General features: G+C 64.0%; 23 protein-coding genes and 1 tRNA gene. 17 read left to right on the top strand and 7 right to left on the bottom strand.

Annotated elements, in window-relative coordinates:
• Positions 1–4: 4 nt before the first annotated feature.
• The 5 genes from ACVJNE_RS19840 (at position 5) to ACVJNE_RS19820 (ending at position 5,359) form a co-directional block, all read left to right on the top strand.
• Positions 5–394 carry an Mth938-like domain-containing protein gene (locus ACVJNE_RS19840; protein WP_499568377.1) on the top strand — a complete coding sequence of 130 codons (390 nt, stop codon included), beginning with the start codon at positions 5–7 and terminating at the stop codon, positions 392–394.
• 1 nt (position 395) lies between these two features.
• The gene (locus tag ACVJNE_RS19835; protein ID WP_499568375.1) at positions 396–1,241 is read left to right on the top strand and encodes a phytoene/squalene synthase family protein; all 846 of its coding nucleotides are present in this window, start codon (positions 396–398) and stop codon (positions 1,239–1,241) included.
• Between the two features lie 82 nt (positions 1,242–1,323).
• Positions 1,324–1,761, top strand: a complete 438-nt coding sequence (locus ACVJNE_RS19830; protein WP_499568373.1) for a hypothetical protein — start codon at positions 1,324–1,326, stop codon at positions 1,759–1,761.
• Positions 1,758–2,717 carry a sterol desaturase family protein gene (locus ACVJNE_RS19825; protein ID WP_499568372.1) on the top strand — a complete coding sequence of 320 codons (960 nt, stop codon included), beginning with the start codon at positions 1,758–1,760 and terminating at the stop codon, positions 2,715–2,717. Before ACVJNE_RS19830 ends, ACVJNE_RS19825 begins: the two co-directional genes overlap by 4 nt.
• Before the next feature lie 131 nt (positions 2,718–2,848).
• On the top strand, positions 2,849–5,359 hold the full coding sequence (locus ACVJNE_RS19820) for a membrane-bound PQQ-dependent dehydrogenase, glucose/quinate/shikimate family (protein WP_499568371.1): 2,511 nt from the start codon (positions 2,849–2,851) through the stop codon (positions 5,357–5,359).
• A gap of 146 nt (positions 5,360–5,505) precedes the next feature.
• Here the strand turns inward: ACVJNE_RS19820 and ACVJNE_RS19815 are convergent, their stop codons facing one another.
• From ACVJNE_RS19815 to ACVJNE_RS19805, 3 genes are all read right to left on the bottom strand, one after another.
• On the bottom strand, positions 5,506–5,928 hold the full coding sequence (locus ACVJNE_RS19815) for a VOC family protein (RefSeq protein ID WP_499568369.1): 423 nt from the start codon (positions 5,926–5,928) through the stop codon (positions 5,506–5,508).
• A 227-nt stretch (positions 5,929–6,155) separates the two neighbouring features.
• The gene (gene trmFO, locus ACVJNE_RS19810; protein WP_499568368.1) at positions 6,156–7,580 is read right to left on the bottom strand and encodes a methylenetetrahydrofolate--tRNA-(uracil(54)-C(5))-methyltransferase (FADH(2)-oxidizing) TrmFO; all 1,425 of its coding nucleotides are present in this window, start codon (positions 7,578–7,580) and stop codon (positions 6,156–6,158) included.
• A 197-nt stretch (positions 7,581–7,777) separates the two neighbouring features.
• Entirely contained in the window at positions 7,778–7,918 is a 141-nt protein-coding gene (locus ACVJNE_RS19805) for a DUF1127 domain-containing protein (protein ID WP_173191768.1), read from the bottom strand.
• Between the two features lie 250 nt (positions 7,919–8,168).
• Here ACVJNE_RS19805 and ACVJNE_RS19800 point away from each other — a divergent pair, with 250 nt between their 5' ends.
• The 4 genes from ACVJNE_RS19800 to tig all read left to right on the top strand — a co-directional run bounded on the left by ACVJNE_RS19800 (position 8,169) and on the right by tig (position 11,661).
• On the top strand, positions 8,169–9,275 hold the full coding sequence (locus tag ACVJNE_RS19800; protein WP_499568367.1) for a DUF2157 domain-containing protein: 1,107 nt from the start codon (positions 8,169–8,171) through the stop codon (positions 9,273–9,275).
• Positions 9,272–9,850: a GDYXXLXY domain-containing protein gene (locus ACVJNE_RS19795; protein WP_499568365.1), complete on the top strand. Its 579-nt coding sequence runs from the start codon at positions 9,272–9,274 to the stop codon at positions 9,848–9,850. The genes ACVJNE_RS19800 and ACVJNE_RS19795 overlap by 4 nt, the downstream gene beginning before the upstream one ends.
• A 157-nt stretch (positions 9,851–10,007) precedes the next feature.
• A tRNA-Leu gene (locus tag ACVJNE_RS19790) sits at positions 10,008–10,092 on the top strand.
• 84 nt (positions 10,093–10,176) lie between these two features.
• The gene (tig, locus tag ACVJNE_RS19785) at positions 10,177–11,661 is read left to right on the top strand and encodes a trigger factor (protein ID WP_499568363.1); all 1,485 of its coding nucleotides are present in this window, start codon (positions 10,177–10,179) and stop codon (positions 11,659–11,661) included.
• 462 nt (positions 11,662–12,123) lie between these two features.
• Here the strand turns inward: tig and phaC are convergent, their stop codons facing one another.
• The gene (phaC, locus tag ACVJNE_RS19780; protein WP_499568362.1) at positions 12,124–13,956 is read right to left on the bottom strand and encodes a class I poly(R)-hydroxyalkanoic acid synthase; all 1,833 of its coding nucleotides are present in this window, start codon (positions 13,954–13,956) and stop codon (positions 12,124–12,126) included.
• 115 nt (positions 13,957–14,071) lie between these two features.
• Here phaC and ACVJNE_RS19775 point away from each other — a divergent pair, with 115 nt between their 5' ends.
• The 3 genes from ACVJNE_RS19775 to ACVJNE_RS19765 all read left to right on the top strand — a co-directional run bounded on the left by ACVJNE_RS19775 (position 14,072) and on the right by ACVJNE_RS19765 (position 17,128).
• Positions 14,072–14,476: a hypothetical protein gene (locus tag ACVJNE_RS19775; protein WP_499568360.1), complete on the top strand. Its 405-nt coding sequence runs from the start codon at positions 14,072–14,074 to the stop codon at positions 14,474–14,476.
• Between the two features lie 71 nt (positions 14,477–14,547).
• Positions 14,548–15,765 (top strand): LL-diaminopimelate aminotransferase, encoded by a 1,218-nt coding sequence (locus tag ACVJNE_RS19770; protein ID WP_499568358.1) that lies wholly within the window; start codon positions 14,548–14,550, stop codon positions 15,763–15,765.
• Positions 15,766–15,814: 49 nt separating this feature from the next.
• Positions 15,815–17,128: a homoserine dehydrogenase gene (locus ACVJNE_RS19765; protein ID WP_499568356.1), complete on the top strand. Its 1,314-nt coding sequence runs from the start codon at positions 15,815–15,817 to the stop codon at positions 17,126–17,128.
• Between the two features lie 9 nt (positions 17,129–17,137).
• On the opposite strand, the gene ACVJNE_RS19760 is transcribed toward ACVJNE_RS19765, so the two are convergent.
• A complete protein-coding gene (locus ACVJNE_RS19760; protein WP_499568354.1) occupies positions 17,138–17,908 on the bottom strand; it encodes a LytTR family DNA-binding domain-containing protein in 771 nt (256 codons plus the stop codon).
• Positions 17,909–18,021: 113 nt separating this feature from the next.
• On the opposite strand from ACVJNE_RS19760, the gene ACVJNE_RS19755 reads away from it, so the two are divergent.
• The 5 genes from ACVJNE_RS19755 to ACVJNE_RS19735 all read left to right on the top strand — a co-directional run bounded on the left by ACVJNE_RS19755 (position 18,022) and on the right by ACVJNE_RS19735 (position 22,156).
• Positions 18,022–18,516 carry a DUF2306 domain-containing protein gene (locus ACVJNE_RS19755; protein WP_499568352.1) on the top strand — a complete coding sequence of 165 codons (495 nt, stop codon included), beginning with the start codon at positions 18,022–18,024 and terminating at the stop codon, positions 18,514–18,516.
• 172 nt (positions 18,517–18,688) lie between these two features.
• Entirely contained in the window at positions 18,689–19,666 is a 978-nt protein-coding gene (gene glpX, locus ACVJNE_RS19750) for a class II fructose-bisphosphatase (RefSeq protein WP_421925444.1), read from the top strand.
• 117 nt (positions 19,667–19,783) lie between these two features.
• Positions 19,784–21,565, top strand: a complete 1,782-nt coding sequence (gene recJ / locus ACVJNE_RS19745; protein ID WP_499568350.1) for a single-stranded-DNA-specific exonuclease RecJ — start codon at positions 19,784–19,786, stop codon at positions 21,563–21,565.
• A gap of 59 nt (positions 21,566–21,624) precedes the next feature.
• Entirely contained in the window at positions 21,625–21,921 is a 297-nt protein-coding gene (locus ACVJNE_RS19740) for a BrnT family toxin (protein ID WP_499568349.1), read from the top strand.
• On the top strand, positions 21,899–22,156 hold the full coding sequence (locus tag ACVJNE_RS19735) for a CopG family antitoxin (protein WP_499568347.1): 258 nt from the start codon (positions 21,899–21,901) through the stop codon (positions 22,154–22,156). The genes ACVJNE_RS19740 and ACVJNE_RS19735 overlap by 23 nt, the downstream gene beginning before the upstream one ends.
• An 18-nt stretch (positions 22,157–22,174) precedes the next feature.
• On the opposite strand, the gene ACVJNE_RS19730 is transcribed toward ACVJNE_RS19735, so the two are convergent.
• Together ACVJNE_RS19730 and hisI are read right to left on the bottom strand one after the other, a co-directional pair.
• Complete coding sequence (locus ACVJNE_RS19730) at positions 22,175–23,140, bottom strand: patatin family protein (RefSeq protein WP_368803202.1); 966 nt, start codon at positions 23,138–23,140, stop codon at positions 22,175–22,177.
• Between the two features lie 84 nt (positions 23,141–23,224).
• Positions 23,225–23,674, bottom strand: coding sequence for a phosphoribosyl-AMP cyclohydrolase (gene hisI, locus ACVJNE_RS19725; protein ID WP_499568345.1), 450 nt, complete (start codon positions 23,672–23,674; stop codon positions 23,225–23,227).
• Between the last annotated feature and the right edge of the window lie 10 nt (positions 23,675–23,684).

The following is a 23,684-nucleotide window of genomic DNA, read 5'->3' as shown; positions in this document are numbered from 1 at the left end:
CGGCATGAAAAGCGGCATCATCATCCGCGACGCCCACTATCCCGGGCGTGCGTCGATAGAAGCCTATGGAAATGGCGGTTTCCGCTTTGCCGAGATGTCGCATCGCGGCTCGATCCTGTGCCTGCCGTCGGGCATCCATGGCTGGGAGCCGGCCGATGCGTCGGGTCTTGGCGAGGAAGACTTCAAGGCCGTCGTCGAGCAGGCAGCGGAGATCGACATCCTGCTCGTCGGTACCGGCATGGAGATGCGGCCATTGCCGGCCGCTTTGAAAGCAACGCTGCGCGAGGCGGGCATCCACGCCGACCCCATGTCGACGGGATCGGCCGTGCGGACCTACAATGTTCTTCTTGCCGAAGACAGGCGGGTTGCGGCCGCGCTGATCGCCGTCGATTGAGATGACGGGCGAGAATACCGACGCAGACCTTTCAGCGCTTCGGCGGGACGACCCCGACCGCTACCTGTCGACGCTCTACGCGCCTGCCGACAAGCGTGCTGCGCTGTCCGTGCTCTATCGCTTCAATGCAGAGATCGCCGGCATCCGCGACCGTATCCACGAGCCGCTGCCCGGCGAAATACGCATCCAATGGTGGCGCGACGCGCTGGCAGGCGATGCGCAAGCGACGGCCGGCCATCCGCTCGCCTCGGCGCTTTCGGACGTCATCGCCCGCTACCGGCTGCCGCTGGACGCCTTCGACCGCTATCTGGAAGCTCGGATATTCGATCTCTACGACGACCCGATGCCAAGCCGCACGGACCTGGAAGGCTATTGCGGCGAGACGGCCTCGGCCCTCATTCAGCTTGCGGGGCTGGTGCTTGCGCCAGAGGCCGCCACGGCTTTTGCGTCGGCGGCCGGCCATGCCGGTTGTGCGCAGGGCATCGCCGGCCTGTTGCGGCTGTTGCCGCTGCATCGGTCGCGCGGACAGTGTTATGTTCCTGCCGACATCCTGGCCGCTGCCGGCACGAGCCGTGAGAATTTCCTCGCCGGCAGCGACCGGGCTGGGACCGTGCGCGCGATTGCCGCGATGGTTGCGCTCGGCCGCGAGCATGCGGCACAATTTGAAGCGGAGGCGAGGGGCATGCCATCCGCGCTGCGGCCTGCCTTCCTGCCTGCCACGCTGGCGCCAGCCTATCTCGACCGGGTGGCCGCGCTCGGCGATGAAGCGGCCACGCAGCCGGCGGACATTTCGGCATTGCGCCGGCATTGGACGCTGCTGCGCTGCGCGATGCGCGGTTGGGGATAGGTTATGATTCCCTCTTTGACGTCGTGTCGCCGGCCAAGCTAGCATTCTGCGTGGAGCCGGGCTCCGGGAGGGAACGCACAGGATGAGCCTGACGCTGCTCGTCATCATCGTCGTCGCCGGCATTGCGGCCGTCGTGATTGCCGTGCACCTGACCGGCGGCAGCGCTCGGGCGCAACTGGACGGCGAAGATGCGGCGCGAAAGCGCTTTGCAGAGGATTTCCCCGATCTCGTTCCTGCGTCCGTCTGGCTGACCAAGGATCGGTGCGCTGCGATCCTCGGCCTGAATGGCGGCCGGATCGGCATAGTCCACGCGCTGGGCGGCAAATTTCTAACACGACTGGTGACCGCCGACGATCTTGTCGGCACGCCGCGCGCAAACGACGCTATCGTGAGGGTACGATTGCGCGACTTCACATGGCGAGGCGGTGTCCTGGCATTCGACGATGTGGAGGAGGCGAGGGCGGTGGAGGCCGCGTTCGCAGCGCTGCGCAAGGCCGCGCTTTGGGAGAAGGACCGATGAACGAATACCAGTTTCCGGCCGTCACGCAGCTTGCGATCCCCTTTTTCGTCGCCGCCATCCTCATCGAGCTGTGGCTTGTGCGCACCGGGCGCGCGCGTGGGGAGTTCGAAACGCGCGACACGCTCACCAGCCTGCTGATGGGAACGGGCAACGTCGTTTCGGGCCTGTTGCTGGGCATCGTCTCCTACACCGCATTGCTGTGGCTGTGGCAGTTCCGGTTCTTCGACCTCGGCCTATCGGTTTGGGTGTTCGTTGTCGCCTTCCTGCTCGATGACCTGCGCTATTACTGGTATCACCGCATCGCGCATCGCGTGCGCTGGGTGTGGGCGGAACACGTCAACCACCACTCCAGCCAGCACTACAATCTGTCGACGGCGTTGCGGCAGTCGTGGACCGGCCTCTTCACAGGCATGTTCGTGCTGCAGACGCCGCTGGTGCTGCTGGGATTCCACCCGGCCGTCATCGCCTTCGTGTTCGGCTTCAATCTCGTCTGGCAGTTCTGGATCCACACCGAGACGATCGGCAAGATGTGGAAGCCGATCGAACTGGTTTTCAACACGCCGTCGCACCACCGCGTTCATCATGCCACCAACCCGCGCTATCTCGACGCGAACTATGCCGGGACGCTCATCATCTGGGACCGCATGTTCGGCACCTTTGTCGAGGAACTCGAGGAAGACCGCCCGCGCTACGGCATCGTCAAGAATATCGGCACATTCAACCCGCTGAAGGTGGCGTTCCACGAATGGATCGGCATGTTCAGGGACGCGTTGTCGCCCGGTCTGACAGTCCGCCAGCGGCTCGGCTATCTTTTCCAGCCGCCCGGCTGGAGCCATGACGGCTCTCGCGAGACATCCGAAAGCCTGAAAGCAGCGTATGTGCGCCGCAATCCTGCCGAGGCGGGGAAGCCGGGATTGCCCTCGTCAGCGGCGGTTTCCGCTTCGTCAGCCGATTGAGCCACGCAAGGTCGCTTGTCTGTCCACAACCTGGCGCTGCGATAGACATCACCGGATGAGCGGCGTAATTGCATGCCCCATGGGAGGGAATGCAGTGCGCGCCTGCGCGCGCCAAACTGAAAGGTCGACTGATGGCTGACGCAACAGTCCAATCGCGATGGGCCGCCTGGCCTGTCCTTCTTCTCTCCCTCGTCATGCTTGTCGGTGGCGGCTACCTACTGGTCGGCGGCATCCAGCTCATCTCGCTCGGCGGCTCCTGGTATTTCGCGATTGCCGGCGCCGGACTCCTGCTTTCGGCGTGGTTCCTTGCGCGCAACCATGTTCTCGGCCTCTATCTCTTCCTGCTAGTGTTTCTCGGCACGGTCATCTGGGCGATCTGGGAGGTCGGGCTCCAGTTCTGGCCGCTGGTTTCGCGCCTTGTCGCGCCGGCCGTGCTGGGCATACTCATCTTCCTGGCAGCACCCTCGCTGAAGCGCGGCGGTGGGCGGCCGGGCCGCGCGCCATCCTACGTCGCTGCCGCGCTGCTGGTTCTGGCGCTTGCCGCCACCGGTTATCGGGCTTTCCAGCCTGTTCCGTACGTTGCCGCGACAGGCGCGCCGGAAGTCGTAGCCGAGAGCGCGGACGTGCCGGAAAACTGGCAGCATTACGGGCGCACGCCGGCCGGTACGCGCTATTCGCCTTCGGACCAGGTCACGCCCGACAATGTCGGCCAGCTTGAGGTGGCGTGGGAATTCCGCCACGGCGACTTCCCCGTCAACGAAACCGGTTCGGGCGCGGAAGACCAGAACACGCCGATGCAGGTGGGCGACACCGTCTATGTCTGCACCGTGCGCAACGTGGTGCACGCACTCGACGCCGATACCGGCGAGGAGCGCTGGAGCTTCGATCCGGAGGCGGAATCGCCGCTCTGGCAGCGTTGCCGCAGCGTCGGCTACTACGAATCGACCGGCAACATCTCGGCCGGCCTGCAGACGATCCGCGATGCCGAGGCAGCCGAAGCTGCCGAGGAACTCGCCGAAGGCGAGCAGCCGGCACCGGAAGGCGAAGAACAGGCGGCGGCACCCGCCCCGGCCGAGCCGGAGGAGACCGAGGTCGCCCAGCAGACGGATATCTGCCAGCGCCGCATCGTGCTCTCGACGATCGACGCCCGGCTGATACAGCTCGACGCCGAAACCGGCGAGCTCTGCCCGCAATTCGGCGAAAACGGAACGGTCGACCTCAAGGTCGGCATGGGCGAGGTGCGCCCCGGCTTCTATTTCCAGACGTCGGCGCCCACGGTCGCCAACGGCATCATCGTCATCGGCGGCTGGGTCGTCGACAACGTCGCCGTCGGCCTGCCTTCGGGCGTGGTGCGCGGCTTCGATGCGGAAACGGGCGAGCTCGTCTGGGCCTGGGATCTCGGCAATCCCGACATCACCCGCTTCCCGCCGGAGGGCGAAACCTACACGCGCGGCACGCCGAACGTGTGGAGCACGCCTGCCTTCGATGCCGAACTCGGCCTCGTCTATCTGCCGACCGGCAACGCGACGCCCGACTTCTACGGCGCGCATCGCTCCGAGCGCGCGGAGGAGTACACCGCCGCAGTGGTCGCGCTCGACATCCAGACCGGCCGTGAGCGCTGGCATTTCCGCACCGTCAACCACGATTTGTGGGACTATGACGTGCCGTCGCAGCCCGCGCTCTACGACATTCCGGACGGGCAGGGCGGTACGCGCGCGGCGCTGATCCAGACGACCAAGCGCGGCCAGATCTTCGTGCTCGACCGCGAGACGGGCGAGCCCGTGTTCGAGGTCGAGGATCGGCCGGTGCCGCAGCGTGCGGTCGAAGGAGACTGGACAGCGGAAACGCAGCCTTATTCGGTCGGCATGCCGACGATCGGGGCCGACCTGCTGACGGAAGCGCGCATGTGGGGCACGACGCCTTTCGACCAGCTCTACTGCCGCATCGAGTTCCGCAAGATGCGCTACGATGGCGATTTCACGCCGCCCGGGCTCGAGCCGACGCTGCAGTGGCCGGGTTTCTATGGCGGCATGAACTGGGGCAGCTCGTCGATCCACGAGCCGACCGGCTATCTGGTGTTCAACGACACCCGCTCGCCGCACCGCATCCAGCTCGTCGCGCGTGAAGAGGCGGACCGTGCGGACGCGCGCAGCTCGCATGAGGGGCTTTCCGGCCAGCTCGGCACGCCTTATGGCGCGGCCAAGGTCACCTTCATGTCACCGCTCGGCGTTCCCTGCCAGGAGCCGCCTTACGGCACGCTGACTGCGATCGACCTGAAGACCCAGCAGATCGCCTGGCAGGTGCCGCTCGGCACGGTCGAGGACAATGGTCCTTTCGGCATCAAGATGGGTGTGCCGATGCCAACGGGCATGCCGACCGTCGGCGGCCCGGTGACGACCGCCTCCGGGCTCATCTTCTATGCGGGAACACTCGACTACAATATCCGCGCATTCGACCTGGCATCCGGCAAGGAAGTGTGGAAGCACCGGCTGCCGGTGGGCGCGCAGACCACGCCGCTGGTCTATACCTCGCCCGAAACGGGCAAGCAGTACATCGTCGTTTCGGCGGGCGGTGCGCGTACCTCGCCGGAGCGGGGCGATTACGTGATCGCCTTCGCACTGCCCGACGCGGCCGGCGAATAAAGAAATCGTGGCGGCGCATCACGCGATGCGCCGCCGCTCTGAAGCGCGTCGCGATCTTTCAGATTCGCTCCGCGCGCTTTAGGTTCTTGTTTTCACCCATGTCTTTTCCCCGAAACCGGTTCACACTTTCGGGAGACATGCTTTAGCTACAGCCCGAATTCGACGAGCCCCCGTGCATCGATGCGCCATGCCGGGTTCCATGCGATTTCCCAGGCGTGGTCGTCCGGGTCCGCGACATAGCCACGGAACCCGCCATGCGGTGGTGCGTCGGCCTCACGCAGAAGTCGGCCGCCGGCTTCCAGAAGCGTGTTCATCAGCGGAACGACGCCCTGCTGTTCGGCAACGTTGTGCGCCAGCGAGAACGCGCCGGGCGTCAGCAGACCGGGCCGGTTCATGTCCGTTTCCAATGACTCCTTCGCGAAGGTGCCGAGGACCAGGCCGTTCATCTGGTAGAAGATGATTTCCTCGTTTTCGAACACGGGTGTCCAGCCGAAGCCGTCGACGTAGAAACGGCGCGATCGCGGAAGATCCTCGATGCCGATGGTGATGATGGAAATCTGTTGTTGCATGTTTCAAGTCCCTACCTTTGCCGATGCACCATGCATCGGCGTTCAAGGTCTTGGGACTCAGCGCCCGAGGGCGAAGGCCAGGACCCGCTTTCGCGGGGGCCGGGCTAACCGCACCGACCTTTCCTTTTTCGACAGTCAGGAACTAGCAGCCGGATCGAGGCGCATCAACCGCGGTTAGTGCTGCAAGCTGCCTGCTCCTGACAGTTGCTCCCTTATCGATCGTCTGCTTATTCGGCCGCTTCGGCTCTCGGCGAAAGACCCAGCCACGCGCGGCAATCCGCAAGTGCGCGGGCCGAAAGGGCCTTCTTCTTGGCGATCGACTTGTCCTTGCCGCGGAACCGGCCCTCGAAGTCGTCAGGCCTGAGCTTGGTACCGGGCTCAAGCGGAGGAAAGAGGCCGAAATTGACGTTCATCGGCTGGAACGAGCGCTTGCCGGGTTCGTCGTCGGAGCTGATGTGTCCACCGGTGATGTGGCCGAGCAGCGCGCCGAAGGCGGTGGTGACCGGCGGAAGGGTCGGTTGCTGCCCCAGACGCTCGGCTGCGGCGAAGCGGCCAGCGAGCAGGCCGATAGCCGCGCTTTCCACGTAGCCCTCGCAGCCCGTGATCTGTCCGGCGAAACGCAGGCCGGGGCGCGACTTCAGCTGCAGCGTCCCGTCCAGCAGGGTGGGAGAGTTGATGTAGGTGTTGCGGTGCAGCCCGCCGAGACGCGCGAACTCAGCGTTTTCCAGCCCCGGAATGGTGCGGAAGATGCGCACCTGCTCGCCGTGCTTCAGCTTCGTCTGGAAGCCGACCATGTTGTAGAGCGTGCCGAGGGCATTGTCCTGCCGGAGCTGCACGACTGCGTAAGCCTTGACTGACGGATTGTGGGCGTTGGTGAGGCCCATCGGCTTCATCGGGCCATGGCGCAGGGTTTCGGGACCGCGCTCGGCCATCACCTCGATCGGCAGGCAGCCGTCAAAATAGGGCGTGCCTTCCCATTCCTTGAATTCGGTCTTGCCGCCTTCCAGCAGGGCGGCGATGAAGGCGTCATACTGTGCCTTGTCCATCGGGCAGTTGATGTAGTCCTTGCCGGTGCCGCCGGGGCCGACCTTGTCGTAGCGGGACTGGAACCAGGCGACATCCATGTCGATCGTGTCGAAATGCACGATGGGCGCAATGGCGTCGAAGAAGGCCAGCGCGTCCGCGCCTGTCTCGGCGGCGATGGCTTCGGCCAGAGACGGGGCGGTCAGCGGCCCGGTGGCAATGATGGTCTTGCCCCATTCGACGGGCGGCAGGCCCGAAACTTCCTCCCGCACGATGGTAATCAGCGGATGCGCTTCGAGTTTCGCCGTCACCGCATCCGAGAAGCCGTCGCGGTCAACTGCGAGCGCGCCGCCGGCCGGCACTTGGTTGGCGTCGCCGGAAGCCATGATGAGCGAGTTCGCAAGCCGCATCTCGGCGTGCAACACGCCGACCGCGTTGGTCTCGGCGTCGTCGGAGCGGAAGGAGTTGGAGCAGACGAGCTCCGCCAGCCCCTCCGTCTTGTGCGCATCGGTGCCGCGTACCGGGCGCATCTCGTGCAGGATGACGGGCACGCCCGCCTGCGCGATCTGCCAGGAAGCTTCGGAGCCGGCGAGGCCCCCGCCGACGACGTGAACGGGTTCGATTGTCATGAAGGGGAATTAGTCCGCGGACGCGGCGAATGCAAGGATCGGGCCCTTACCTATCTGCGCGCAAAAAAAAACACCCGCCGGGGGAGGAGGTCCGGCGGGTGTCTTTATGGTGGCCCTCGACTGGGAGGAGGTAGTCTCGGGCCGTATCCGTCAGGGTCTGGGAGGAGGTAGACCCTGGCGAAATTCCTGAATTCTTTTTAGACCGACTTGCGGGCGACGAACGGGATGTCGCCGCGGGCAATGCCGAGGTCGTTGAGTTCGCGGTTGGACAGGCGGCTCAGCTCGTTGACGGTTTCGCGGTAGCGGCGCCAGTTGCGGTAGTTGCGGACCAGGTTCATTTTGTCACCTATAAGCGTTTCTTCGAGTTCATTTGTTCTTGCGATGGTTGGAAGATAGTCGCGCCCGATCGGCTTTTGAAGTGACGATGCTGCATAGCACCAATGCGTTTTGTGCAATGCAACATTAATGGATTTAAGCCTATGCGGCCGAAGCGTGGCCGATTCGTCTATGTTGCCGGAATTCGGGCACAATTCGGCCTGCTTGTGCCGCGGTGCCGAGGTGCGTATCCTGCCGGCTAAGGAGTGGCCGATGGCGTCTTATGCGACCAAAGTCAAACGTGAGATTGCGCGCTGGCGAGACGCAGGCATGATCGATGCCGCAACAGCCGATGCACTTTCGCTTGATGTGGAGCGAAACGGCGGCGGAACCATCTCGTTCGGCTCCATCCTGTCGATGATGGCCGCGGCGTTGTTTGCCGCCGCGATCCTGATCTTCATTGCAGCGAACTGGGAAGCGATTCCCCGGCTGGTGCGGGTGGCGATGCTGTTTGTCGTCATTGCTGCCGGCTATTTGGGCGGTGCGGAAATGAAACTGCGCGGTCGCGAAGCCTTCGGCGAGGCGGCGTGGGTGGTGGCTGCGGCCGCGTTCGGCGCGTCGATCGCGCTCATCGGTCAGATGTACCATATGTCCGGCGACGAGAGGCAGGCGATCTTCGTGTGGTGCGCGGGCACGGCGCTTGCCGCTGCCGTGTTGCGTTCGGGCGCGCTGACGATCGGCGCGGTGCTTCTGGCCGCATCCTGGATGGTCATGCACGCGGTCGACGACTGGGCGCTGCAATTGCCATCCGCCTATCTGGCGGTCGCGGCCGTGCTTTATCTTTTGTCGTTCTGGACCCGAAGCGCGCCGGCGCGGCATCTGGTGCTTCTGTCGCTGTTCCTGTTCGCAGCCTTTCTTTATGCGCGCGACGAGACCTTCGTTGCGCCAATCGTGCTGATAGCGCTCAGCGTTGCACTGTTTGCGTTTGGCCGACTGCAGCCGGCCCAGGCCGAGCGGATGCTCGGTCTTGGTTCGGCGCTGCCGGTTCAGGCGCTGGTCGGTTTCCTTACCGGTGTCGGCATCATGCAGGTGGAGCTGATCGACGAATCCGGCTTCCTTGCCGTGTCGATCGTCGCCTTTGCAGGCATCATTGTCGTCCTGCTGCTGGCAGGGCGCGAAAGCCGGACGCTGCGCTGGCTTGCCTATGCGGCCTTCATCTTCCAGATATGCTTCATATACCTCGTTATGCTCGGCACCATGCTCGGCACCGCCGGCTTCTTCGTCGTCGGCGGGCTGGTGCTCTCGGCGCTCGCGTTCGTCATCACGCGGCTGGAGCGGCGGCTCTCGGGCCCGCCGGTCGTTGAAGGAGAGTGGCTGTGAACCGCCGTACGCTCTTTATCGCCGCCGGCGTGGTCGGCGCGCTGCAGATCGGCTTCCTCGCCTCGATGATTGCCGGGCGGGCCGCAATCCTGCGCAAGGGGCAGGAAGTGCTGCTGTCGGTCCAGCCGGTCGACCCGCGTGACCTGCTGCGTGGAGACTATGTCACCATCGGCTACAATATCTCTTCCGTACCCACCGAGCTGTTCGCCGAGCGTCCGCAGGATGAGCGTAACGGCCGCGACCGCACCGTCTTCGTGCGGTTGAGGCCCGGAGAGGACGGCATATGGGAAGCGGTCGCGGCTCGCTATGACCAGAAACCGGAGCCGGCGCCTGCCGATGGCGAACTCGACATCAGGGGCATTGCCACATCGTCCTGGTATGACGAGGCGACATTGATCAATGTCAGCTACGGCATAGAGCGCTTCTACGTTCCCGAAGGTGAGGGGCGGGCGATCGAAGCCAATCTTCGCGAGCGCGCCTTCACCATGACGGTGGCGGTCGCAAGCGACGGCGCGGCGCAGATCAAGTCGCTGCATGACGGCGAAACCATGCTCTACGCGGAGCCGCTTTATTGACGCCTTCCCACGCCGCTTTGCCGGCTCCGATATGGTTATATGCGCGGTCCGGCCTAAACCGGCAAAAAATAGCCGTCTTTTGCGGCAATTTTCCTTTGAACCCTTCGCACCCGGTGATATAGAACCACGCGCTTTCAAGGGCGGAAGGGCCCGTGAAGCGGGTGTGGTGGAATTGGTAGACACGCGGGATTTAGGTTCCCGTGACGCAAGTCGTGAAGGTTCAAGTCCTTTCACCCGCACCAGAGCCACTCCCCGGCCAAGAGTTTGCAGCGGTCAGGACGGCAGTATGCCGCCCCGGCGGCGTCGATGAAGACAAAGGTTTTGAGATGCAGGTAACCGAAACGCTCAACAATGGGCTGAAGCGCCAGATCAAGGTGACCGTGCCCGCCAAGGACATGGAAGCACGGCTCATGGAGCGGCTCTCCTCGGCGAAGGACAAGGTCCGGATCAATGGCTTCCGGCCCGGCAAGGTGCCCATGCAGCACCTGCGCAAGATGTACGGCAAGTCCTTCATGGCCGAAGTCGTGAACGAGATCCTGTCGGATTCCTCCCGGTCGATCCTCGACGAGCGCGGCGAGAAGCCGGCCATGCAGCCCGAGGTCACCATGACCGAGGACGAGAAGGAAGCCGAGAAGATCCTGGCCGGCAATGCCGATTTCGAGTTTTCGCTCGATTACGAGGTTCTGCCGCCCATCGAGGAAAAAGACCTTTCGTCGCTCAAGATCAGCCGCCTCGTCTATGACGTGCCGGAAGAGGAAGTTACCGAGCAGGTCGAGCGCGTTGCCGATTCGGCGCGCAGCTACGAGCCTAAGAAGGGCAAGGCCGCGAATGGCGACCGCGTCACCTTCGATTATCTCGGCAAGATCGACGGCGAAGCCTTCGAGGGCGGTGCGGCCGAGGATTCCGATCTCGTGCTCGGCTCCAACCAGTTCATTCCCGGCTTCGAGGAGCAGCTCGTCGGCGTCAAGGAAGGCGACGAGACGACGATCACCGTTACCTTCCCCGAGCAGTATCCGGCCGCCCATCTGGCCGGCAAGGAAGCCAAGTTCGACATCAAGGTGAAGGCGATTGCCGCTCCCGGCAAGCTGGAGATCAACGACGACGTCGCCAAGCAGCTCGGCCTGGAAAGTGCCGACAAGCTGCGTGAGATCGTGCGCGGCCAGATCGAGAGCCAGTTCGGCGCCGTCACCCGCCAGAAGGCGAAGCGCCAGCTTCTCGATGCGCTCGACGAGGCCTACAAGTTCGAGGCGCCGTCCAAGCTGGTCGAGGCCGAGTTCAACAACATATGGGCCCAGGTGAACGCCGATCTCGCGCAGGCCGGCCGCACCTTTGAGGACGAAGAGACGACCGAGACCGAAGCGCGCGCCGAATACCAGCGCCTTGCCGAGCGCCGCGTCCGCCTCGGCCTCGTGCTTGCCGACATCGGCGAGAAGGCCAGCGTGCAGGTTTCCGACGACGAACTGCAGCGTGCGCTGTTCGAGCAGATCCGCCGCGTTCCGCAGAGCCAGCAGCAGCAGGTCTACGACTTCTACCGCGAAAACCCGCAGGCGCTGGCCAACATCCGCGCGCCGCTGTTCGAGGAGAAGGTGGTCGACCACCTGCTCGGCGTCGTCTCCGTCGACGACAAGAAGGTCTCCAAGGAGGAGCTTCTGGCCGACGACGAGGAAGAGACTGCAAAGACCGAGAAGAAGCCGGCCAAGAAGGCTTCGAAGGCCAAGGCCGCGGATGCTGGCGACGACGCCGGCGAGACCGAAAAGAAGAAGGCCGCGCCCAAGAAGAAGGCTGCAGCGAAGGACAAGGACGCCGAATAACCGGCGCTGTCATCCGACAATGAAAAGGCCGCCTCCGGGCGGTCTTTTTCGTTTCAGGACTGCATTCGCGTGGCCGCCAAGCTTCTTGTTGGTGCGTCCTTCGAGGCTCCGCGAGCCTCGAAGGACGCACTGGCAAAGCGGCGCAATCTTCTGGAAACAAGGGGCGCGTTGCAGCTTGCCTCAACCCCGCCTCGAGATGAGGTTTGGTCGAATGGTTCGGCTTCACCGCCGCCCGGATTTCCGTGTCCCTCGTGCCAGATGTGCTGTTCCGGCATGGATCCTCGGGTCAAGCCCGAGGATGACGACATTGAGAGTCGTGACAATCGCCAGCGGACGCGAGCTTGGTAGGTCACTTTTCCGGTTCGTCATCCTCGGGCTTGACCCGAGGATCCATGCCGGAACGGTGAATACGCGGTCGCATTCCAAGGCATGCAAGCGGCAATGGCCGGCAGGTAATGACGGCTACACCCGCACCCGGACGTATTCGCCCGGCGCATCGGCGATTGGCTTCAGCTTCGTGCCGCCAGGCTTGCGCGCCTTGGCGGTGCGGGCGTCCTGCTTTTCGATCCAGGCTTGCCAGTGCGGCCACCACGAGCCGAGGTTCTCCGTGGCGTTGGCGACCCAGGTTTCGAAGTCGCCTTCCGGCTTGCCGCCGGTCCAGTGCTGGTACTTCTTCGCGGCGGGCGGGTTCACGACACCTGCGATATGGCCGGAGCCCGCCATCACATAGTCGACCTCGCCGCCGAAGAAGCGGCAGCCGAGGAACACCGAGCGGGCCGGGGCGATGTGATCCTCGCGCGCGGCGAGGTTGTAGACGGGGATCGTCACATCGGCCAGCGACAGGGTGCGGCCGGCAAGCGTCATCTTTCCCTGGATGAGGTTGTTTTCGAGATAGCAGTTGCGCAGGTAGAAGGAGTGGTTTGCCGCGCTCATCCGCGTGGAATCGGCGTTCCAGTAGAGCAGGTCGAACGGCATCGGCTCCTTGCCGCGCATGTAGTTGTTGACGACATAGGGCCAGATGAGATCGCCGGCGCGCAGCATGTTGAAGGCCGTCGCCATCTTCGTACCGTCCAGAAAACCCTTGCCTTCCATCGACCGCTCGAGCGCTGCGATCTGTTCCTCGTCGACGAAGACCTTGAGGTCGCCGGCATAGGTGAAATCGACCTGCGTGGTGAAGAAGGTCACCGACTTGATCCGCTCGTCGCCCTCACGTGCCATCAGTGCGAGAGCGGCCGCCAGCAGCGTGCCGCCGACGCAATAACCAATCGCGTTGACCTCGCGCTCGCCGGTCGCTTCCTCGACCGTGTCCAGCCCGAACTGGATGCCTTCGCGGATATAGGCTTCCCAATCCTTCCGACCGTGGCGCTGGTCGGGGTTGACCCAGGAGATGACGAAGACCGAATGACCCTGTTCGACCGCCCAGCGGATGAAGGATTTCTCCGGGTTGAGGTCGAGAATGTAGAACTTGTTGATCCAGGGCGGACAGATCAGCAGCGGGCGCTTGAGAACCTTGTCGGTCGACGGCTCGTACTGGATGATCTCGGCAACGTCGCTGCGCGCGATCACCTTGCCGGGCGTCGTCGCGATATTCCTGCCGACCTCGAAGCTGGAATTATCGGCCTGCCTGAGCTTGAGGTCGCCATGGCCGGCGGCGATGTCCTCGGCCAGCATCTTCATGCCGCGCACCAGGTTCTCGCCGTTGCTCGCCACCGTCTCTCGGAAGATTTCCGGGTTGGTGAGCAGGAAGTTGGACGGCGAGATCGCCTGGGTGATCTGCCTAACGTAGAACTGCGCCTTGTGGCGCGTGTGGTCGTCCAGCCCCTCGGCGTGTTCCACAAGGTCGCCGGCCCAGCGAGAGGTGACCAGATAGGCCTGCTTGATGAAGTCGAAGAAGGCGTTCTGGCCCCATTCCGGGTCCTGGAAGCGCTTGTCGCCCTTCTCGGGCTTCACGGCATCCTCGATTTCGGTGTCGTTCATGCGCCGGATCGCGTTCGACCAGACATCCATATAGCCGGAGAAGAGCCTCGTCTGGGCCTCGAGCGCGCGGGCGGGATCGGAGAGCCAGTATTCGGTCAGCTTGGAGAAGGTCTTGACCATGTCGGTCATCGGCTCGGCCATGGTGTCGCGCACTTCACCCTTCTCGCGCGGTCCGGTCCATGCGGCGGCAGCCTTGCCGGCTTCTTCTACGGCGCGTGCAAGGTTGACGGCAAAGCGTTCCGGGTCCTTGACCAGATACTGATCGACCGAAGAGTGTTGTTTTTTCTGGTCGCTGCCCGAATCGTCGCTTTTGGCCATGCTATACGTCCGTCCTCCCTGGAGCGTTTTGTTGACACAATACCATGGGACCCAAGGGCAGCATACCGCTGGTGCGTGTCGGCCCGAGCATCTATAAGTGCCATAAGGTGGAAGAATGACAGCGCGGCGTATCCTCGACATTTTTGCATTCGGCGGCGCCGCTATGGCGATTGCGCTTGCCGGCTGCACGACGACCAATTTCGCCGATGCGGTGCCCGAGGCCGCGCTGCAGCCGCAATCTGCTGCCGCCCAAACGCAGTCGGCCGCAGGCGTGGCGCCCGCCGATACGGCGCCTGCTTTTTCGCAGCCAGGCACCTATCCCAATCTCAATATCATACCCAAGCCCGCCGCATCCCAGATCACGTCGCGGCAGAGGTCCGAAACCGCGAGCGAACTTCGCGAAAAGCGCGCGCAGGTGGCGGCGCAGGGACGGGGCTCCGCGCCGAACAGCAGCGCCGAGCTTCGCCGGCTGGGGCGCAGCCACGCAGCCGAAGCCCTGCGCGAAATCGAAGGCGAGTGACGCTATCGACCGATTCCCCAAACGGGTGTATAGGCCGCGTCCTAACGCCCCCCATGCAACGGGATCTCCCCATGGAAGAGTTTCACAAGGTTCGTCGGCTCCCGCCCTACGTGTTCGAGCAGGTCAATCGCCTCAAAGGCGCGGCACGAGCCAATGGCGCCGACATCATCGACCTTGGCATGGGCAATCCCGACTTGCCGACGCCGAAATCGATCGTCGACAAGCTTTGCGACGTGGTTCGTGACCCGCGCACGCATCGTTATTCATCGTCGCGCGGCATTCCCGGCCTGCGGCGCGCGCAGGCGGCCTATTATGCCCGCCGCTTCGGGGTGAAGCTCGACCCAGAGCGGCAGATCGTCGCCACGCTCGGCTCCAAGGAAGGCTTCGCCAACATGGCGCAGGCGATCACCGCGCCGGGTGATGTCGTTCTGTGCCCGAACCCGACCTATCCGATCCATGCGTTCGGCTTCATCATGTCGGGCGGCGTTATCCGTTCGATGAAGGTCGAGCCGGACAACGATTTCATCCCCGCGCTGGAGCGGGCCGTGCGGCATTCGATCCCGAAGCCGCTGGCGCTGATCCTGAACTACCCGTCGAACCCGACGGCGCATGTCGCCTCGCTCGACTTCTACAAGGATGTCGTCGCCTACGCGAAGAAGAACGACATCATCATTCTGTCCGACCTGGCCTATGCCGAGATCTATTTCGACGGGACACCGCCGCCGTCGATCCTGCAGGTGCCGGGCGCGCTGGATGTCGCCGTCGAGTTCACCTCAATGTCCAAGACCTTTTCCATGCCCGGCTGGCGCATGGGCTTCGCGGTCGGCAACGAGCGGCTGATAGCGGCGCTGACGCGGGTGAAGTCGTATCTCGACTATGGCGCGTTCACGCCCATCCAGGTGGCCGCGACGGCGGCGCTGAACGGCGACGGCTCGGACGTCGATGAGGTGAGGGGGGTCTACCATCGTCGTCGGGACGTGATGGTGGATGCGTTCGCGCGTGCGGGCTGGCAAATCCCGGCGCCGGCAGCGACGATGTTTGCCTGGGCGCCGATCCCGGAATCGTTCCGCCACCTCGGTTCGCTGGAATTCTCCAAGCTGCTGGTCGAGAAGGCCGATGTCGCGGTCGCGCCCGGCATAGGCTTTGGCGAACATGGTGACGATTTCGTGCGCATCGCGCTGGTCGAGAACGAGCACCGCATCCGTCAGGCCGCCCGCAACATCAAGCGTTTTCTCGGTTCTGCCGGGGAGGCGCCCGACAACGTGGTCGCGCTGAACGCCAGGCGCTGATCGCTATATCCGACCGAACTGACTGCCGAATATGAAGGATGCCGGGGGCATGAGCGAAGCATTGCGTGTTGGAATTGCCGGGTTGGGTACCGTCGGTGCCAGCGTGGCCCGCGTCCTTGCCGAGAAGGCCAGCGAACTGACCCGGCAATGCGGCAGGCCGATCGCGGTCACCGGTGTTTCGGCCCGCACGCGCGGTCGGGACCGCGGCGTCGACCTTTCGGCCGCGCAATGGTTCGACGATCCCGCTGAGCTTGCCGCCTGGGACGGCATCGACGTTTTCGTCGAGCTGATCGGCGGCGACGAGGGGCCTGCGCTGGCTTGCGTGACCGCGGCGCTGGAAGCCGGCCACCACGTGGTGACGGCCAACAAGGCGCTGCTGGCCCGCCATGGCCTGGCGCTTGCCAAGATCGCCGAGGCGAAAGGCGTGCTGCTCAACTACGAGGCGGCGGTGGCGGGCGGTATCCCGGTCATCAAGACCATGCGCGAAGCGATGGCCGGCAATGCCGTCACGCGTGTGTTCGGCATTCTCAACGGCACCTGCAACTACATACTGACGCGCATGGAAGCCGAAGGCATCTCGTTCGAGGACTGCCTCAAGGACGCGCAGCGGCTGGGCTATGCGGAGGCAGACCCGACCTTCGACATCGAGGGGCACGATACGGCGCACAAGCTGGCGATCCTGACCAGCCTTGCCTTCGGCAGCCGCATCTCGGCCGACGATATCTATATGGAAGGCATTTCCAACATCACCCAGGCCGATATCCGCGCAGCGGGCGAACTCGGCTATCGCATCAAGCTGCTGGGCGTCGCGCAGCGCACGGAGAGCGGCATCGAGCAGCGGGTTCACCCGACCATGGTGCCGACGGCGTCCGTGATCGCGCAGGTTCACGGCGTGACCAACGCAGTGGCGATCGAGACCGACATTCTGGGCGAACTGCTTCTGTCAGGCCCCGGCGCTGGCGGAAACGCGACGGCGTCGGCGGTTGTCGGCGACGTGGCCGACATCGCCAAGGCGCGCCCCGGTTTCCAGCATGGCCCGGTGTTTGGGCGGCCGGTCAAGGAACTGACGCCTTACAAGAAGGCGCGCATGCGCACCCATGAGGGCGGCTATTTCATCCGCCTGACGGTGCATGACCGTACCGGCGTCTTCGCCGCTATCGCCAAGCGCATGGCGGACAACGAGATTTCGCTGGAATCGATCGTCCAGCACGCCAACGGCGCGAATACCGAGAGCCAGAAGACGGTGATCCTCGTTACGCACGAGACGACGGAAGCGGCCGTGCGCAAGGCCGTCGACGCGGTCACCAAGGACGGTCATCTCGTCGACAAGCCGCAGGTCATCCGCATCGAACGGGCGGCCTGAGCCGAGGGTTCAGGCGAGCCCCGCGTCTTTCACCGCGCCGATACGGTTGCGGCTGACCGGCAGCTCGGCGCCATCAGACATGCGCAGAATGAGCCGTCCGTCACGACGAATGGTTCCGGTGACCGCGTCGCTGGCTACCCAGTAGGACCTGTGGATTTGCAGGCCGTCGACGGGCGCCGTCTCGTCGACGGCGTCCGACATGCGCATGAGGATGAGTTCGGAACCCTTGTCGGTCACGACCTCCACATAGTGATCCTGCATGGAAAGATAGAGCAGCTTGCCGCGCAGCCGGGGCTGCAGCCTCTCGATCAGCTTTGGCCGTTGGGCGCTGGGTTGCGCAGGCGCCGGCGCGTGCGCCAGTCGCGCGGAGAAGAAGGCTATCACGCCGGATGACACCGCGGCGATGGCCATGACGTACAGGGTCAGCGGCAGCAGGAATACCACGTCCGTGCCGTAGACGAGGCGGTTCAGCACCCAGACGAAAAGGGCGACCGGCACGCCGGCCATGGCACCGATCAACGCGAAGCCGGCAGGACCTGGACGCCCGGTGAAGATGAGCTTCTCCAGCAGGGATACGAAGGCGAAGCCCAGGAAGTAGGTCGAAACGACGATGGCTGCCCAGTAGGCGAGCCTCGCGGGAAGCCGCAGGCTTTCGTAGGTGCCGAATGGCCCGATCATTCCCAGAACGAGTGCTGCGCCGGCCAGCGCCGCCCATGGCAATGGCGACGTGGCGACGCGCTGCATTTCGCGCATCGTGAATTGCAGTGCGTTGTCTCTCACGAAGCAGATCCGGCCTTTGACGAAGTTCGATTTGAGGAAACGCGGTCGCGGCGGGCAGGTCAAGCGTGGCGCAGGGACGAACCTGCGACGCATTGAATACAAGGACCTGATCCATGACCCTCGCACCGCTTGAGAATGCCAGCTTCGCCATACAGATTCATGTTGCCATTGCCGTGTTGGCTTTCCTGCTGGGCGGCCTGGTTCTTTTCAGGACGAAGGGTGACAAGGCCCACCGCATGGCTGGAAAGATCTGGGTCGTGTTGATGCTTGTCGTGGCCATCACGTCCTTCTTCATTCACACCATCCGGCTCGTCGGCCCGTGGAGCCCAATCCACCTGCTTTCGATTGTCACCTTGTGGTCCCTGTATAGCGGTATCCGCGCGGCGCGACGGAAGCGCATCCTGGAACACCGCAGAACGATGCAGAGCCTCTATCTTGGTGCGCTGGTGATTGCAGGCGGTTTCAGTTTCCTGCCGGGCCGGATCATGCACGAGGTGTTCTTCGACGGACCTCATCCGTGGATGGGAGTGAGCCTGGCGGCGGCGATTGCGGCGGTTGTGCTCTGGCTTGCATGGCGCAGCTTCCTTGCACGACGTCTTTCCGCGTGACGGGGCCTGTGAGTGGTCGGCCGGGTTTTTCGATGCCGGTTGCGGAGTGTCATCAATATTCAATCGATTGATGTTTCAAACCGCGCTGAAACGCCCTTGCGGCCCGCGTTCCGCTTTGACAGAACGGGTGCGCCCGATCGGGTACATACAGGATCCCACGCAGGAAATGACGATGGCCAAAGCCGCTTCACCCGGTCTCGACCGTATCCTCACCCTCGAACTGGTGCGCGTCACCGAGCGCGCCGCGGTCGCTGCTGCACGGCTGCGCGGACGTGGTGACGAGAAGGCTGCGGACCAGGTGGCCGTGGACGCCATGCGCTCGGAGCTCAACCGGCTGCCGATCCAGGGCACGGTGGTGATCGGCGAGGGCGAGCGCGACGAGGCGCCGATGCTTTATATCGGCGAGGAAGTGGGAACGGGCGAGGGACCGGGCGTCGACATCGCGCTCGATCCGCTCGAAGGCACCACGATCTGCGCCAAGAACCTGCCAAACTCGCTTGCCGTGATCGCGATCGCCGAGAAGGGAAGCCTGCTCTACGCGCCCGACGTCTACATGGACAAGATCGCGGTGGGGCCGGGCTATCCGGCCGGCGTGGTAGACATCGACGCTTCGGCCCAGGAGAACATCGAGAACCTCGCCAAGGCCAAGGGCGTGCCTGTGGGCGAGATCACGGCCTGCATTCTCGACAGGCCGCGCCATGCGCGGCTCATCGAAGCAGTACGCGCCACTGGCGCGGCAATCCGGCTGATCGGTGACGGCGATGTCGCCGGCGTCATCCACACCACCGATCCGGATGAGACCGGCATCGACATCTATCTCGGCACCGGCGGCGCGCCGGAGGGCGTGCTGGCTGCTGCGGCGCTGCGCTGCATCGGCGGCCAGATGCAGGGGCGGCTGCAGCTCAACACCGAGGAAAAGATCGCGCGCGCGGCCAAGATGGGCATTTCCGATCCCAACAAGGTCTACGCGATGGACGAGATGGCGCGCGGCGACGTGCTTTTCGCCGCCACCGGCGTCACCGACGGCAACATGCTCGCTGGCGTGAAGTTCGGCCGCGATTCGATCCAGACGCATACGATCGTGATGCGCTCATCCTCCGGCACCGTGCGCGAGATCAAGGCGCGGCATCAGGATCTGGACAAGTTCTGACCGTCGGTGTCCGGGAACGGATCGCGCGCAAGCGGGCGGCTTTGTCAGTTTCGGCCGATTCCCCTTTGGAATCCGACGCTTCAACACCTAATTTGACGTCATGAATCCGGAGCGGACATGACGGAACGGCGATACTTCCTCGACATACGCCAGTCGGCGACCGGTCTGGCGTGGACGCACAGGCTTGACCAGCGGCAGGAAAACATCGCCATGGCAATCGCCCAGAGCCACGGCGTGCCCGATATCGTGGCGCGCGTGCTGGCGGGGCGTGGTGTCGACCAGGACGGAGCGGCGCGCTTTCTCGATCCGACCATCCGCGACCTCCTGCCGGACCCGCGCTCGCTGACCGACATGGAAAAGGCCGCCGCGCGCATTGCCGATGCCGTGGCACGCCGGGAAAAGGTGGCGATCTTCGGCGACTACGATGTGGACGGCGCGGCATCCTCCGCGCTGATGAAGCGCTTCTTTGCCCATTACGGGATCGATGCCGAAATCTACATACCCGACCGCATTTTCGAGGGTTACGGGCCGAATCCGGAAGCGATGCGCGAACTCGTTTCGCGCGGCGCGCGGCTGATTGTGACCGTCGATTGCGGCACCAACAGCGGGCCATCCATTGATGCCGCCAACGAGGCGGGGGCCGACGTGGTGGTGCTCGATCACCACCAGGTGGGCGGTGCGCTGCCTGCGGCGGTCGCCATCGTCAATCCAAACCGCGAGGACGACCTTTCCGGGCAGGGGCATCTTTGCGCGGCGGGCGTCGTGTTCGTCACGCTGGTGCGTGTCGTGGGCCTGTTGCGAGAGCGCGGCCACGGCGCGCCGCCGCCTGATCTGCTGGGCTGGCTCGATCTCGTGGCGCTCGCCACCGTCTGTGACGTGGTGCCGCTCATCGGCGTCAACAGGGCGTTCGTGGTCAAGGGGCTGCTCGCCATGCGGCGGCTGGGCAATGCAGGCCTGTCTGCGCTGTCGCGGGTCTCGCGCATCGGCGAGCCGCTCAATCCCTATCATCTTTCGTTCATCCTCGGGCCGCGCATCAATGCGGGCGGCCGCATCGGCGATGCAGCACTTGGCAGCCGATTGCTGGCCGGTGAAGATCCCGTCGAGGCCCGTACCATCGCCGAGACGCTGGACAGGCTCAACAGCGAGCGCCAGGCGCTCGAGCAGGTGATGCTGGAGCAGGCGCGCGCGGAAGCCGACGCCGAGCTTGCCTCCGGCAACGGCCCGGCGGTCATCGTCACGGCGAGCGACGACTGGCATCAGGGCGTGGTCGGCCTGCTCGCGGCACGTCTGAAGGAGCATGCGCGCCGGCCGGCCTTTGCCATCGCATTCAACGCCAATGGCGTCGGGTCCGGCTCGGGCCGCTCGATCCCCGGCTTCGACCTTGGCCGTATGGTGCGGACGGCCGTCGAACGTGGCCTGCTTCTCAAGGGTGGTGGGCATGCTATGGCGGCGGGCATTACAGTCGAACGCGCCCGCCTTGGCGAACTGAGGGCCTTCTTCGAGGAATGGGCGGCGCAGGATGTCGCCAAACTGCGCGACGGCGAAGCGCTGGAGGTCGACGCGGCCTTGTCGGCTGATGGCGCGAATTTCGATCTTCTCGACGCCATCGAGAGTGCGGGCCCCTTCGGCGCGGGGCATGCGCAGCCGGTGCTGGTGCTGCCACGCCATACAATTGCCGATGCGCGGCAGGTCGGCACCAATCACATTCGGGTCGATCTGCGTTCTCAGACTGGCGCGCGTATGCAGGCGATGGCGTTTCGCGCGGCCGACACCGATCTCGGCAATTTTCTCTACGCCAATCGCGGCCGCACCGTGCATGTGGCAGGCACGATCTCGTCCAACTGGTGGAATGGTGCGCGTTCCGTTCAGTTCAGGGTGCTCGACGCCGCGCTGGCGTGAGAGCGAGTTGATTTGCATTTGTATAGCAAAGTGCCTACCTTTTTGTTGGGGGGGGCAGGATGCGGATCGACGGTTTTGACTGGGACGACGGCAACTGGCCCAAATGTGCCAAACATGGCTTAAGCAAAGACGAAATCGAGTTCGCGCTGCTTCAGTCGTCGCCGCTGGTTCTTCCCGACCGCAGCGGCTCGATGGAGGCCCGCTACAATGCCGTTGGAAAGAATGATGCCGGCCGCCACATTTTCGTGGTCTTTGCTTTTCGTGACCGCGAGGACCTGACGTTGGCGAGACCGATCAGTGCCCGCTATATGCACAGGAAAGAGATCGAAGCCTATGAGCGCTCGAAAAAAGCTTAAATCATTTCCCCGCTTCGAAAGCGATGAGGAGGCGGAGCGGTTCGTCGAGCAGGCTGACCTGTCAGAGTATGACTTCTCCGGATTCAAGCCGATGCAGTTCGAACTCGAACGAAAACCGAAGCAGGTCAATCTGCGTATGTCTGCAGGCTTGCTTGCGAAGATCAAGGAGAAGGCGGAGGCCCGCGGCATCCCATACCAGCGTTTTATTCGGGAAGTGCTTGAACGAGCTGTCTGATCGCTGGTGTCTGGCCCGTCAGCCCAGCACCGTCTGCAGCCGTTCCAGCTCGCCGAGCTGAGCCTTCGTGACTTCGTAGCCGAGGCGGATAGCCTCGTCGGCGCGGTGGAATTCGGTGAGGCCGATATGGCCGAGCTTTGGCAGCAAGGCGAGGTCCGGCGGGTCGCCGGCCATGCGCGCGCGCGAGATGCGGTCCTGGATGATGTTGAAGGCCTCGACCATCACGCCGGTTATGCCAAGACGCGCTTCCCGCTCGCTCGGCCCCTTGTCGACCACAAGCGCCGTATCCGTTTCGCCATCCGGCGCGTCGGCGCTGTGCTTGATGACGGCCGCGCGGCCGAAGAGATCGTAGTGGAGGTTCACCGCGACGACGAGTGGCTGCTCGTGCGCGCGGCAGACCGACACCGGGACGGGATTGACCAATGCGCCGTCGACCAGCACGCGCTTGTTGCAGGCGACGGGTTCGAAGACGCCGGGCAGGGCGTAGGATGCGCGCATAGCGGTGATCAGCGAGCCGCTCGACAGCCAGATTTCGTGGCCGGTTCGGATCTCGGCTGCCACGCACACGAAGGGTTTCGGCAGGTCGGCAAATGTGATGCCGGACATGTGTTCCTGCATGCGCGCGGTCAGCTTCATGCCGCCAAACAGGCCGCTGCCGCCCAGATGGATGTCGAGAAGGCCGAAGATGCGCCGCTTTGTCAGGGAGCGGGCGAACTCCTCGAGTTCGTCGAGCTTGCCGGCCAGATAGCAACCGCCGACCAGTGCGCCGATGGAGGTGCCGGCGATCATGTCGATCTGGATACCGGCCTCGTCGAGCGCGCGGAGCACGCCGATATGTGCCCAGCCGCGTGCCGCACCGCCGCCGAGCGCCAGCGAGATGCCTGATTTCCTGATCGGCTTCGGTTCCGGCGGAATCGGAGCCGCAGGGAGGTCTCCGCCGTTCCCACCTTCGTGCCTGCTACGCAAAGACGCCCATTCGAGCATCGCACTTCTCCCTATCCCGCGTGGATTATACCTAACGGGTCGTATCAAAATGATGAATCTTTTAGCGGTAGAAGGCCGGGACGATTACGCCTTGTGGGCGTACACCGTCTCAGGATCGAAGCGTGCCGTATCGCCATCGCTGACGAGCGTTGCATTGCCATCCTCGAATTGCACCGTCCTGTAGAAACAGGAACGCCGCCCCGTGTGACAGGTTGCATCGTGGCCGCCGACCTTCACCTTCAGCCAGACGACGTCCTGATCGCAGTCGGTTCTGATCTCCGCGACCCGCTGGACATTGCCCGACGTCTCGCCCTTCTTCCACAGACTGCCGCGCGAACGCGACCAGAAATGGGCAATGCCGGTTTCCAGCGTCAGGGCGAGCGCTTCTGCGTTCATATACGCGACCATCAGCAGCGCGCCATCACCAGAATCGGTGACGACGGCCGTTACGAGGCCGTTGCTGTCGAAGCGCGGCGTGAAGGCCACGCCTTCCTCGAGTTCGGCCTTGTCGGCCGACGGGGCTGGGAAATCCATGATGAGACTT

The sequence above is a fragment of the Mesorhizobium sp. DxT genome, assembly GCF_058448885.1.
This window is presented reverse-complemented; position numbering and strand designations above follow the sequence as displayed.